Here is an 11983-nt window from a genome sequence, read left to right on the forward strand (position 1 = left end):
CACTACCGGCAGTTGGTGAAATGAGGCGCTCGGCGCGCCCCGGGTCGAGCCACCAGCGCAGGAGAGGAACCGGCATGACCCATCTTGTGGTGCTCGGCCTGAACAGTCGCGACGACGCCGAGCGTGTGATCGAGCTGACCGAGGATCTGGCCAAGCAGCAACTGCTGCAGCGCGAGGACGCCGCGATCGCCTACAAGGACAGCAAGGGCAAGGTGCGGATCCAGCAGACGATGAACCTGACCGGTGCCGGCGCGGCGAGCGGCGCGCTCTGGGGCACGCTGCTCGGGCTGATCTTCCTGAACCCGCTGGCCGGGTTCGCCGTCGGCGCGGCCAGTGGCGCGATCGCCGGCAAGCTCACCGACATCGGCATCAACGACCAGCTGATCAAGGACGTCGGCCGTGAACTGCAGGACGACCACGCCGCGGTGTTCCTGCTCGCCAGGTCGGCGACCGTGGACCGCGTGATCGACGCGCTCAAACCGTTCGGCCCGACGGTCATCCAGACGAACCTGACCAAGGAGCGCGAGGAAGAGCTCGTCCAGGCCCTGCAGAGCTGATCAAGCCCCGTCCGGAGGAGACGTCGTGATGACCACCCCAGACGACTTCGACCCGATTCCTTCCACCCGTCACCGGCCGGCGGTCGGCGTCGGCACCCTGAAACAGGCCGTGGCCGAGGCGGACGCGCTCGCGGTGCCGGTGGCGGTCGGCAGGCCGCCCGCCGAGGAGCTCGGAGTCGACGCCGCGGGCCTCGCGGCGGCCGGCTTCACCGCGCAACGTGGTCAGACGTTGGTGCGGCCCACGGTGGACGGACCGGTCCGCGTTGCCGTCGGCATCGGTTCGGCGGACCAGCTCGACAGCACGCTGGTCCGTGACCTCGCCGCTGAGTTCGCCCGGGCCGTCCCGTGGCACAAGCGGCTCGCGATCGAGGTCCCCTCCCGGGACTCCGCGTTGCCGGTCGCGGCGTACGCGCAGGCCGTCACGGAGGGCGTGCTGCTCGCCCGTTGGCGGTACTTCGTGGGCCGCGACGCCGACGAGCCGACCCTCGACTCGCTGCTGGTCATCGCCGGCGACGACGAGGCCGACGAGGCCGCGGCGGGTGTCGAGCGCGGCCGGGTGGTCGCCGCGGCCTGCAGCCTCGGCCGTGACCTGGCGAACTGCCCGGCCAGCACGCTGTCCGCGGTCCGGATGGCCGAGGTCGCGCTCGAGGTCGGTCCGGCGGCGGGGCTGGAGGTGGAGGTCTTCGACAAGGACCAGCTGATCGAGATGGGGTGCGGCGGGATCCTCGGCGTCAACCGCGGCAGTGTGGACCCGCCGCGGATGGTCCGGCTCCGGTACCAGCCGGCCGAACCCACCGGCCGGATCACGCTGGTCGGCAAGGGCGTCATGTACGACTCCGGCGGCATCAGCCTGAAGCCGAGTGACGAGTCGCACGCGCAGATGAAGAACGACATGACCGGCGCCGCCGCCGTACTGGCGTCGATGACCGCGCTGCGTGCGCTGGGCTGCACGACGGCCGTGACCGGCTACCTGATGTGCACCGACAACATGCCGTCCGGATCGGCGATGAAGCTCGGCGACGTGCTGAGGATGCGCAACGGCACCACGGTCGAGGTGCTGAACACCGACGCCGAAGGCCGTCTGGTGATGGCCGACGCCCTCGCCCTGGCGACCGAGGAGCCGGTCGACGCGATCGTCGACATCGCCACGCTGACCGGCGCCTGCCTGCGCACTTTCGGCGTCGAGATCGCCGGCGTGATGGGCTATCACAAGGACGTCGTCGAGCAGTTGCGGCGCGCCGGGGACAGTGTCGACGAGCAGGTCTGGGAACTGCCGCTGCACCGCCCGTACCGCACGCAGCTCGACTCGTCGATCGCCGACCTGACGAACATGGGCGGCGTCAACGCCGGGTCCATCACCGCGGCGCTGTTCCTCGAGGAGTTCGTCGCCGGTCGGCCGTGGGCGCACGTCGACATCGCCGGTACGGCGCAACTCCCGGCGCCGCGGACCTGGCGGAACAAGGGCGCGACCGGCTTCGGCACCAAGCTGCTGATCGAGTTCGCCCTCGGGTTCACCCGCCCGGCCGAGGACTGAGCCGTGAACGCCGAAGGGGTCGAGGACAAGCACGCCAAGCCGGGCGCGATGCAACGGGTGCTGGACGGGATCGAGCGGGTCGGCAACAAGGTTCCGCATCCGGCGCTGATCTTCCTCGCGCTGATCGTGATCGTCATCGTGCTGTCCCAGATCCTGTCCTGGGCCGGCACCAGCGTCACGACGGAGGTCGCCGAACCGGACACGGCCCAGGTCGCGCCGGAGTACCCCGGCGGCACGAGTGTGCCGGGCAACGACGCCCCGCCGGCGCCGGCCGTGCCGGACTTCGAGGTCCGGCACGAGACCATCACCGCGGAGAGTCTGCTGACCGGTGACGGGGTCCGGTTCATCTTCACGACCGCGGTGCAGAACTTCAACGACTTCGGCGTGGTCGCGGTGATCCTGGTCGCGATGATCGGCGTCGGCGTCGCCGAGGAGGCGGGCCTGATCGCCGCGCTGATCCGGAAGATGGTGAAGGTCGCACCGAAGGCGCTGATCACCTTCATCATCGTGCTGCTCGGCGGCATCTCCAGCGTGGCGTCCGACGCCGGCTACCTGGTGCTGATCCCGTTGGGCGCGGCCGCGTTCGCGTCCCTCGGGCGGCACCCGCTGGCCGGCATCGCGGCCGCGTACGCCGGTGTCAGCGCCGCCTTCTTCGTCAATATCCTGATCACGCCCGCCGACGGCATCATCACCGAGGTCACCAACGAGACGATCGGGCTGGTGGCGCCGGACGTGGACCTGAACGTCACCCACAACCTCTACTTCAGCATCGCCGCGACGCTGTTCTGCGCCGTGGTGATGACGGTGATCACCGAGCGGCTGCTGGAGCCGCGGCTCGGCAAGTACGACCCCGCCGAGGCGCCGTCCGACGCGCCGGTCGACCACCAGCCGACGGAGGAGGAGATGCAGCTGGAGTCGCGCGGGCTGCGATGGTCGGTGTACTACCTGCTGATCGCGATCGCGATCGTGTCGGCACTGACCTTCATCCCGGGCGCCCCGCTGCGCAACCCGGACACCGGGGAGATCTTCGGGTCCTCGCCGTTCATGAGCAGCCTGCTGTTCATCATCTCGATGCTTTTCCTGGCCGCCGGGCTCGGCTACGGCCGCGGCGCGAAGACCCTGACCGGCAGCACGAACGTCATCAACGCGATCGTCAAGACGTTCAACGGGCTCGGCGGGCTGATCTTCCTGATGCTGCTGATCGCCCAGTTCATTGCCTACTTCAACTACACCAACATGTCCACGCTGGCCGCGACCGGGCTGGCCGACCTGCTCGAGCGGGCCGACATCGGCGCGCTGCCGCTGCTGATCGGCTTCATCCTGCTGGTGTTCCTGATCGACCTGATCATGCCGGGCGTGATCCCGAAATGGGCGATCCTGGCGCCGATCTTCGTCCCGCTGTTCTTCCGGCTCGGCATCGCGCCGCAGACCGTGGTCGCGGCCTACCGCGTCGGCGACGGGCCGGCCAACGTGATCACGCCGCTGATGGTGTACCTGCCGTTGATCGTGCTCGTCTGCCAGCGGTACCGGAAGAAGGCCGGGATGGGCACGGTGGTGTCGATGATGCTGCCGTACACCGGGATCGTGCTGGTCGCCTGGACCCTGTTCTACGTCCTGTGGTACGTCCTCGGGATTCCGTGGGGACCGGACGCCCCGGTGCACCTCGGCTAGGCGGCGGCGATGGACGACGGGACGCTGAGCCTGGTCATCCTCGGCCTCACCGTCGCGCTGTTCGTATGGCACCGGCTGCCGGTCGAGGTGGTCGCCGTGCTGACGGCGCTGGCGTTGTGGGCGACCGGCGTCGTCGGGTTCCCCGAGATCCTCGCGGGCTTCGGCGACCCAGTGGTGATCTTCATCGCCACGCTGTTCGTCGTCAGCGAGGGCATCGACTCGACCGGCGTGACCGCCTGGGCCGGTCAGGTCATCGTGCGCCACGCGGGCACGACGCGGGCACGGGTGCTCGTCGCCGTCACGCTCCTGTCCGCGGTGCTGACGGCCTTCATCACGCTGAACGGGGCGGTCGCCGCGCTACTTCCGCTCGTCGTCGTCCTCGCGACGCGCATCGGTGAGTTGCCGTCCCGGCTGCTGATGCCGCTGAGCTTCGCGGGCAGCGCGGGATCCCTGCTGATGCTGACCGGTACGCCGGTGAACATCATCGTCTCCGAGGCGGCCGCGGACGCCGGCGCCGGGCCCTTCGGGTTCTTCTCGTTCGCGGTGGTGGGGGTTCCGCTCGTCGTCGGGACCATCGCGATCTCGGTGCTGCTCGGGCCCCGCTTGCTCCCGGCCACCCGGCCGGCGCATCCGGCGGCCGATCTGGCCGTCCATGCGGAGACGCTCGACAGCCATTACGCGCTGACCGACAGGTTCTACCGGTTGCGGGTACGAGAACTGTCGCCGCTGCTGGGCCTCGGCGTCGAGGAGGTCGACCTCGCGGCATACCCGGAAGTCACCATCGTCGGCCTGCAGGACGGCCGCGGCCGCGCCCGGACGGAGTCCGCCATCGACGTCGACGACGTGCTCGTCGTGACCGGGCCGAACGACCAGGTGCACAGCCTGACCGCGGACGCGTCGCTGGCTGTCAGTACGACGACGGCCCCCGCGGCGGAGCTGATGAACCGTGACGCCGGTGTCGTCGAGGCGGTCATCCCGCCGCGGTCGTCGCTGGTCGGTGAAACGGTGTTCCCCGGTATGCTCCGCAGCCGCGACCTGGTGATCATCGCGGTCCAGCGGATGGGCAAGGACCGCGGCAACCGGCAGACGGAGCTCGCCGAAGGCGACGCGATCCTGGTACACGGGCCGTGGGCCGCCCTGGACGAGCTGATGCGCGATCGCGACGTGCTGCTGGTGGACTCGCCCGAACTCGTCCGCCGCCAGGCGATCCCGTGGGGATCCAAGGCGTCGGTCGCGGTCGCGATCCTGGCCGCGATGATCGTGCTGCTGGCGACCGGCCTGGTCCCGCCGGCGATGGCGGGACTGCTCGCCGCCCTCGCGATGATCCTGACCAAGGTGGTCGTCCCGCGGCAGGCGTACCGGGCGATCTCGTGGCAGATCATCGTGATGATCGGCGCCCTGATCCCGCTGTCCGGCGCCATCCAGTCCAGCGGCGCGGCGGACCGGATCGCGGACCTCGTCGTCGACGCGGTCGGCGCGGGCCGTCCGTACCTGCTGCTCCTGGCGCTCTTCGCGCTGACTGCGACGCTCGGCCAGATCGTGAGCAACACCGCCACCGTGCTGATCGTGACACCGATTGCTGTCGCGGCCGCGGAAGGCACGGCCACCTCCGTCAAACCGGTGCTGATGGTCGTCGCCGTCGCGGGTGCCGCCTCGCTGCTGACCCCGATCTCCACACCCGGGAACATGATGATCATGAGCCCGGCGGGCTACCGCTTCGGCGACTACTGGCGGCTGGGGATCGTCGTCATGGCGTGGTGGCTGCTCACGGCGCTGCTGATCGTCCCGCTGGTGTGGCGGTTCTGACATGCTCGACCGGTACGTCTCCACCGGCGGCCTGCCCGGCACCGCCACGGTCGACCGCCTGGTCCGTACGGCGTTCGAGCGGTTCCGTGGCGTCGCGGACGGAGCCGTGTCGGAGGTCTACCCGGCGCTGGCCCAGGTCGATCCGGACGCGTTCGGCGTCTGCATCGCGGCGACCGACGGCCGGTGCTTCGAGGCAGGCGACGCGCGCCGGCTGTTCACCATCATGAGTGTGGCGAAACCGTTTGTGTTCGCGCTGGTGGCTCAGGCGGTCGGTGTCGAAGCGGTGCGGCAGCTGGTCGGCGTCAACGCCACGGGGCTGCCGTTCAACTCGGTCCAGGCGGTCGACCAGTCGGAGGGCGGGCGAACCAACCCGATGGTCAACCCGGGCGCGATCGCGACGACCAGTCTCACGCCGGGCGACTCGCCGGACGGGCGCTGGCAGTTCCTGGCCGACGGCCTGTCCGCCTTCGCAGGCCGGGAGCTCGAGCTGGACTCCGGCGTACTCTCGTCCGCCTTGGCGACCAACCATCGCAACCGGGCGCTCGCTGCGCTGCTGACGAGTGTCGGCGGCCTCGCCGGTGATCCAGCCGAAGCTGTCGACCTCTACACGAGACAGAGCTGTCTGAGCGTCACGGCAGCGGACCTCGCGATGATGGGCGCGACCCTCGCGGACGGCGGCGTGTGCCCCGCGACGCAGCAGCGAGTCGTCGGTGCGGACGTCGCGCGCGTGACCTTGGCCGTCATGACGATCGCCGGCCTGTACGAGACGTCGGGTGACTGGCTGCTCGATGTCGGAGTGCCGGGCAAGAGCGGGATCGGCGGCGGCATCGTCACCGTCTCGCCCGGAAAGGGCGCGCTGGGCACCTACGGCCCGCGGCTCGACGCCGCCGGCAACAGCGTCACGGGCGGGCTGGCGGCGCGGTTCCTGGCGCGCAGCCTCGGTCTCGATCTGCTCGCCTCCCAGCCCGTGGCCCCCGCGTGAGCGCCTACTGGGCGGCCAGCGTCAGCGTCGTGGTCGCCGGGGTGTCGCCGCGCACGTACGACAGCTTCAGGGTGTCTCCGGCCTTGCGGGTCAGCGTCGCCACCACGATCTGCTCGCTGCTCACGGCCGGCTCGCCGTCGATCTGCGTGATGATGTCGCCCGGCCGGAGCCCGGCCGCCACGGCCGGACCGCCCGGGTCGACGGAGAGGACGAACAACCCGGCGCCGGACGGCAGCTCCTGGACCTGGAGCCCGGTGGTCGGATGGCCCGGCCGGCCGGTGGCGACGAGTTGGTCGGCGATCGGTTTCGCCAGGTCGACGGGAATGGCGAAACCGAGCCCGACACTCCCGCCGCCGCTGACGCCGGCCGCGTTCGGGACCGTCGCGATGGCGGCGTTGACGCCGACGAGACGTCCCGAGCAGTCCACCAGCGCCCCGCCGCTGTTGCCGGGGTTGATCGCGGCATCGGTCTGGATCGCACCGATCAGGTGATGGGTCACGTTGTCGCCCGGCACCGGGACGTAACGGTCGAGCGCGCTGACGATCCCGGAGGTGACCGTACTGGCCAGGCCGAGCGGAGCGCCGAGCGCGACGACGGGCTGACCGACCTCGAGGGCCTGCGAGGATCCGGTGGCGATCACGGGATAGTCCTTGCCCTCGTCGGCCGCCTTGAGCACGGCCAGGTCGGTGCTCGGGTCGCGTCCGACGATCGTGGCGTCCGAGCTGTGGCCGTCGCTGTACCGGACCTCGACCGAGCCGCCGCCCGCGGCGACCGAGATCACGTGGTCGTTGGTGAGGATGTAGCCGCCCGCCTTGAAGATCTGCCCCGAACCCGTGCCGGCCGCGGCGCCGCGCCGGGCGGAGATCGTGACGATCGACGGCAGGACCTGGTCGGCGACCGGAACGGCCCGGCACATCGCCGTACCGGTGTCGCCGCTCGCCGCCGCCGCGCCGCTGTCCCGCCGTACGGCGACGAAGATCACCGCGGTGACGAGCGCGCCGGCGACGGCGCCGGCGATGATCGTGAGCAGCGGCCGGTGGGCGAGACGGCTCCACCAGGCGCGGGACCCAGGGGCCGGCGATCCGCTGTCTGGCTGGGTCATCTCGACCTCCTCGGAAGAGTTTCGTGGCGCGGGGCACCTCACCCGGTCCGGGTGACCGCGCCGCCGGGTCAGGTGGAGGACGGGATCTGGACCACCTCGATGATCGTGATCCCGAGGGTGTCCAGGTGGTTGAGCACGCCGGTCAGGGCCGACTGGTCCTCGAGGTCGCCGTGCAGGACCGTCTGGGCGGGTTCATGATTCGCCATCAGGGAGGGGAACACCTCGGTCAGCTCCGGCGACAGGTCGCCCTTGACCCGAATCACGTAATGAGCCATGACACTGCCCTCTTCCACGTCCGACAGCATGACTGTGCTGCGTGGACTGCCCGAGAACATCACCCGTGCCGGGGGAGCGGTCAGAGCAGACCGATGGAGCGAGCTGTGCGCAGGGCCGCCGACCGCTTGTCGACGCCCAGTTTCCGGTACAGCGACAGCAGATGTGTCTTCACGGTGTTCTCCGTGATGAACAGCGACTGGGCGATCTCGGCGTACGAGCTTCCCAGGGCCAGTTCGTCGAGGACCTCGGCCTCCCGCGCGGTGAAGCGGATCGTCGCTCCGTTGACGACGGCGTCCAGCGGTCGCGGTGGCTGCGCCGGTGCGACGTCCGCGGCCGGGATGACCGGGACGAATCCGCCCCGGGCGCGGCGGTGCGCCTGGTAACGGGAGAGCTTGTCGAGCGCGGTGGACGCGAACGGGTGTGCGGACGGCGTCCCGGTGTGTCGCTGCAACAGATCCATGAACCGCGGTTCGAGCCCGGCCATCGCGAGCGGGTGCAGCAGGTGTTGCGGGGCGACGTCGTTGAGGAGGTCCGCAAGGGCCCGCTCAGCCGCCGCGTCGTCCTCGATGCGGAGCAGAAGGATCGTACGGAAGGCCTTGACCGACGCGGCGAGCCCCGGGTGGACACCGGGCAGCGCCAGCGCGGCGTCCACCGCGTCCAGGGTGCTGCGGACGTCGCCCTCGCCGATCGAGTCGACGGCTTTCGCGAGCGCGGCCTCGGCAGCGTTGCCGGAGGTCTCGAGGACGCCGATCTGCGCCGCGACCGCGGCCCGGTCACCGACCAGGACCGCGACCCACAGGCGCAGCAGCGCCAGGTCACGCACCAGGAACGACGGCATCGGCCCCGAGTTCGGCGGGTCGGACGCCAGTTGCAGGCGGGCCTCGTCGAGCTCGCCGTCCTCGATCACCGTGATCGTCCGCAGCGTCTCCCGCAGCGCTGCGACGAGGATGTCGGTGCTCGACGCGTCCGCCGCCGTCGTCGCGTCGTGCCAGTGCCGCGCCTCGTCGAGATCGAGGCGGTTGAACGCTGCCAGCCCGAGCACGAGCTGCGCCCGGACGACGTACTCGTCCGACAACCCGTGGCGCGCCGCGGCGTCGAGGGCCGACTGGGCCGATCGGGCGGCGCTCCCGGCCTGGCCACGGGTCAGCTCGAGGACCGCCCGGTCCGCCAGCCCGGCAGCGACCAGCTGGGAGTGGTGTGCCATCCGGGCGGTCACCAGGACGTCGTCGAGGTGGCTGAGCGCGTCGTCGACGCGATTCGCCAGCATCTCCGCCTCGGCGAGCTCGACGAGCAGCCAGGCCAGCCGCTCCAGCCCGATGATCGCGCGCCGGTCGCTCTGGCCCCAGGCGCGGTCGAGCAGCCCCTTGGCAGCCTCGATCGCGTCGTCGACGTCGTCCCAGCCGAAGCGTGACTGCCACAGGCGCAGCAGCAGGACGTCGGCCTCGAGAGCACTTTCTTCCGGGCCTGACCCAGCTGCGGACAGCAGCACGCTCGCGCGGCTCCCATCCATCACGGCCCCGGTCAGATCGCCGGTCAAACGCCGAAGGATCCCGCGGACGCCGAGGAGATGCGCATACGTGTCGACGTAGTCGTCCGGCAGCGCGTCGAAGGCCGCCGCCACCAGGTCGAGGTCGCCGGCTGCCAGGATCGCCGGACCGTGGTCCAGCAACGTCCGGGCGATCAGAGCCGGTTCGGCGGCCGCGAGCGCATGCCCGAGCGCCCGGTTGGCGTCGCCGTGATGCTCGAAGTAGACGGCGGCCCGACGGTGCGCCGCGAGGACGCGTTGCGCATCGTCGGAGCCGACCGCGACGAGCCGTCTGAGCAACTCGACAAGCAGCGGGTGATAGCGGTACGTCGTCCCCGTGTCGGGCTCCTCGCCGTACGCCGTGACGAGGAGGCCGCTGGCGGCCAGGTCGGCGAGCAAGGCCCCGGCGTCCTTGTCCCCGCTCAGCACGGTGGCGAGTCGCGAGGTGACGTCGGGTTCGCCGAAGGTGCAGACCAGGACGTCCTGGGTCCGCTCGTCGAGCATGTTGAAGCTCTCGCCGAGCAGCAGGTCGAGCACCGGCCGTTCGGTCAGCACCGGCGTCTGCGCGTCGCCCGAACCCCCGATCGCGCGCGCTCCGAGGACCAGCGCCGCCGCCCAGCCCGCGGCCTTCTCCTGGAGCAGGTCGACCTCGGCCTGGCTGGCTCCCGCGGCGTGGGCGCGGACGAGGGCGGCCGCCTCGGCGTCCCGGAAGAGCAGATCCCGAGCACGCAGGATCGACGCCATGCCGTGCACCTCGAGGTCGACGACCGGCAGCGGAAGGTCGTAGCGACTCGCGATCACCAGCCGGAGGTGACTCGCGGCGCCCGGCAGCAGGGCCGCCAGGAGACCGGACAGCTGCTCGAGCGCGCCGGCGGGCAGGAGGTGCGCGTCGTCGATGATCACGAGCTCCGAGTCGTCCGCGGGCAGCAGCAACTCGTCGAGCGCCGCCGGGACGCCGGTCGCACTGATCCAGCGGATGGGTCGTTCCGACCGCGCCGCCCAGTCCGCGAGCAGGACGGTCTTGCCGGTTCCGGCCGGCGCGACGAGCATCGTCAGCGGTTGCCGGAATCCCCGGTCCAGCGCCCGGTGCAGACGCTCGCGGGTCACCAGCGCTCGTGGCGGGCGGGGCGCCGGGCCCGAAGGAGGCCGCACGGTTCGGTGAGTCGACCCACGACCGGCCACCTCCGGTTGCGGCGCCATCGCCGTCCGCCTCCCCCCTGAGACTCGTCGCCTGCCCAGCTCCGCGGTTCGCTCGCGACCTCTCCGATCGAGACTAACTGGTCCGGATCGATTGCGGGAGGCATCGAGCCCGCACGGCAGACCGGCGTGGCGGGGCTGATTGACGGCTCATTTCCAGTCAGTTTCCAGCGGTGGCCGGTAGCGAGGCGGCGATCTCGTGCGACCAGGCGCGGATCTCGGGCCAGTCCCTCGAGTCGGTGGTGAGACGTTCGAGATCGGGGTGGTGGACGACCGCGTCGGGTTGCAGGTTCCCGGCGAACGTCTTGATCGGTGGCGCCGCGATCAGGCGGGCCAGACGGGCCACGTCCGGCGGGACGGGCTGGTCCTGGTGGCTGATGACACCGACCGGACCCGAGTGGAACAGCCACACGCGCCGGCTGCGCAGCAGGCGCTCGTGCCGGCGGAGGAAGCGGACGGCCTCGGGCAGCCAGTTCCCCTGGTAGATCGCGCTGCCCAGGACGACCGCGTCGTACGGCGTGACCGCCTGGACGGCGCTGAGTTCGCGGACGTCGACCTGGAGACCGGCCGCGCGGAGTTCGGAGCCGACCGCGGCGGCGATCCCGGCGGTCGCGCCCATCTTGGTCGCGTAGGTGACCAGCACCTTCTCGGACATCAGCGGCTCCTTGTCGTGCTCTGCCCGGTTCCCTCCCCGGCCTGGCGCCGTTCCTTGTAGAGCTCGGCGCCGAGGTGCCGCAGGATTGCTTGCTCGGCCACGGGCGAGGTGGACCGCCGCCGGGCGGCGGCGCGTCGGGCGTCGGCCTGGGTGCGGTGCTTCTCGAAGTCGCTCATGGCTCCTCCTCTCGTACGCCTCCAGCACACTCCCGGCCGGGTGCGCCCGGCAGGGCAGAAGTTCCTGCCTTGCAGGTCCGGACGGCCCTGGCAGGTGGCCGGCGGTCCTGGCGAGGATGGCCGGGAGAGCGGAAGTCTGCCGGGCGGAAGGAAGAGATCATGATCATCAGCAGGCGGTGGCGGGTGGACATCTACGTCGACGAGCACGACGACGACCGGACCACGCGGGCGGAGGCCCGGTTGCACACCGGGGACAACACCCACCTGGTCGGGACCGGAGCCGCGCACCGGAACCCGACCGACACCGAGATCGCCGAGATCGGCGACGAGCTGGCCGTCGCGCGGGCGCTGTCGGACCTCGCGCACAAGCTGTTGCACGCCGCGGCCTCGGACATCGAGGCGATCACCCACGAGCGCGTTCGCCTGCACGGCTGACGCCGACCGGCCCGTTCCGATCGGGACGTTGGCCTCTGGGATGCGTGGGTGACCCGTTCGACCCTCA

Annotated in this window: 11 protein-coding genes; 6 read left to right on the forward strand and 5 right to left on the reverse strand. The window is 71.0% G+C overall.

The annotated features are described in order from the left end of the window. Positions 1-74: 74 nt before the first annotated feature. From ABZX12_RS08115 to glsA, 5 genes are read left to right on the forward strand one after another with little or no spacing between them, the layout of a single operon-like run. Entirely contained in the window at positions 75-557 is a 483-nt protein-coding gene (locus tag ABZX12_RS08115) for a DUF1269 domain-containing protein (RefSeq protein ID WP_355690967.1), read from the forward strand. 28 nt (positions 558-585) lie between these two features. Next, the gene (locus ABZX12_RS08120) at positions 586-2091 is read left to right on the forward strand and encodes a leucyl aminopeptidase (protein ID WP_355690968.1); all 1506 of its coding nucleotides are present in this window, start codon (positions 586-588) and stop codon (positions 2089-2091) included. A 3-nt stretch (positions 2092-2094) separates the two neighbouring features. Beyond that, positions 2095-3762 carry an AbgT family transporter gene (locus tag ABZX12_RS08125; protein ID WP_355690969.1) on the forward strand — a complete coding sequence of 556 codons (1668 nt, stop codon included), beginning with the start codon at positions 2095-2097 and terminating at the stop codon, positions 3760-3762. 9 nt (positions 3763-3771) lie between these two features. Further along, positions 3772-5568: an SLC13 family permease gene (locus tag ABZX12_RS08130; RefSeq protein WP_355690971.1), complete on the forward strand. Its 1797-nt coding sequence runs from the start codon at positions 3772-3774 to the stop codon at positions 5566-5568. A gap of 1 nt (position 5569) precedes the next feature. Then, a complete protein-coding gene (glsA, locus tag ABZX12_RS08135; protein WP_355690972.1) occupies positions 5570-6550 on the forward strand; it encodes a glutaminase A in 981 nt (326 codons plus the stop codon). A 4-nt stretch (positions 6551-6554) separates the two neighbouring features. On the opposite strand, the gene ABZX12_RS08140 is transcribed toward glsA, so the two are convergent. The 5 genes from ABZX12_RS08140 to ABZX12_RS08160 all read right to left on the reverse strand — a co-directional run bounded on the left by ABZX12_RS08140 (position 6555) and on the right by ABZX12_RS08160 (position 11481). Further along, positions 6555-7652, reverse strand: a complete 1098-nt coding sequence (locus tag ABZX12_RS08140; RefSeq protein WP_355690974.1) for a trypsin-like peptidase domain-containing protein — start codon at positions 7650-7652, stop codon at positions 6555-6557. Between the two features lie 68 nt (positions 7653-7720). Then, positions 7721-7927, reverse strand: coding sequence for a hypothetical protein (locus ABZX12_RS08145; protein WP_355690976.1), 207 nt, complete (start codon positions 7925-7927; stop codon positions 7721-7723). A gap of 80 nt (positions 7928-8007) precedes the next feature. Further along, on the reverse strand, positions 8008-10560 hold the full coding sequence (locus tag ABZX12_RS08150; protein WP_355690978.1) for a LuxR C-terminal-related transcriptional regulator: 2553 nt from the start codon (positions 10558-10560) through the stop codon (positions 8008-8010). Between the two features lie 250 nt (positions 10561-10810). Further along, complete coding sequence (locus ABZX12_RS08155; protein ID WP_355690980.1) at positions 10811-11305, reverse strand: flavodoxin domain-containing protein; 495 nt, start codon at positions 11303-11305, stop codon at positions 10811-10813. Then, positions 11305-11481, reverse strand: a complete 177-nt coding sequence (locus tag ABZX12_RS08160; RefSeq protein ID WP_355690981.1) for a hypothetical protein — start codon at positions 11479-11481, stop codon at positions 11305-11307. The genes ABZX12_RS08155 and ABZX12_RS08160 overlap by 1 nt, the downstream gene beginning before the upstream one ends. Before the next feature lie 159 nt (positions 11482-11640). On the opposite strand from ABZX12_RS08160, the gene ABZX12_RS08165 reads away from it, so the two are divergent. Next, positions 11641-11916: a DUF1876 domain-containing protein gene (locus tag ABZX12_RS08165; RefSeq protein WP_355690983.1), complete on the forward strand. Its 276-nt coding sequence runs from the start codon at positions 11641-11643 to the stop codon at positions 11914-11916. The last annotated feature ends 67 nt before the right edge of the window (positions 11917-11983 follow it).

The sequence above is a fragment of the Kribbella sp. NPDC003505 genome, from assembly GCF_040610875.1.
Lineage (GTDB): Bacteria > Actinomycetota > Actinomycetes > Propionibacteriales > Kribbellaceae > Kribbella.

Bases quoted from the DNA above. Each gene is read 5' to 3' on its own strand.
- ABZX12_RS08115 (WP_355690967.1), top strand. From the start codon at position 75: ATGACCCATCTTGTGGTGCTCGGCCTGAACAGTCGCGACGACGCCGAG.
- ABZX12_RS08130 (WP_355690971.1), top strand. From the start codon at position 3,772: ATGGACGACGGGACGCTGAGCCTGGTCATCCTCGGCCTCACCGTCGCG.
- ABZX12_RS08145 (WP_355690976.1), bottom strand. From the start codon at position 7,927: ATGGCTCATTACGTGATTCGGGTCAAGGGCGACCTGTCGCCGGAGCTG.
- ABZX12_RS08120 (WP_355690968.1), top strand. From the start codon at position 586: ATGACCACCCCAGACGACTTCGACCCGATTCCTTCCACCCGTCACCGG.
- ABZX12_RS08140 (WP_355690974.1), bottom strand. From the start codon at position 7,652: ATGACCCAGCCAGACAGCGGATCGCCGGCCCCTGGGTCCCGCGCCTGG.
- ABZX12_RS08160 (WP_355690981.1), bottom strand. From the start codon at position 11,481: ATGAGCGACTTCGAGAAGCACCGCACCCAGGCCGACGCCCGACGCGCC.
- ABZX12_RS08165 (WP_355690983.1), top strand. From the start codon at position 11,641: ATGATCATCAGCAGGCGGTGGCGGGTGGACATCTACGTCGACGAGCAC.
- ABZX12_RS08155 (WP_355690980.1), bottom strand. From the start codon at position 11,305: ATGTCCGAGAAGGTGCTGGTCACCTACGCGACCAAGATGGGCGCGACC.
- glsA (WP_355690972.1), top strand. From the start codon at position 5,570: ATGCTCGACCGGTACGTCTCCACCGGCGGCCTGCCCGGCACCGCCACG.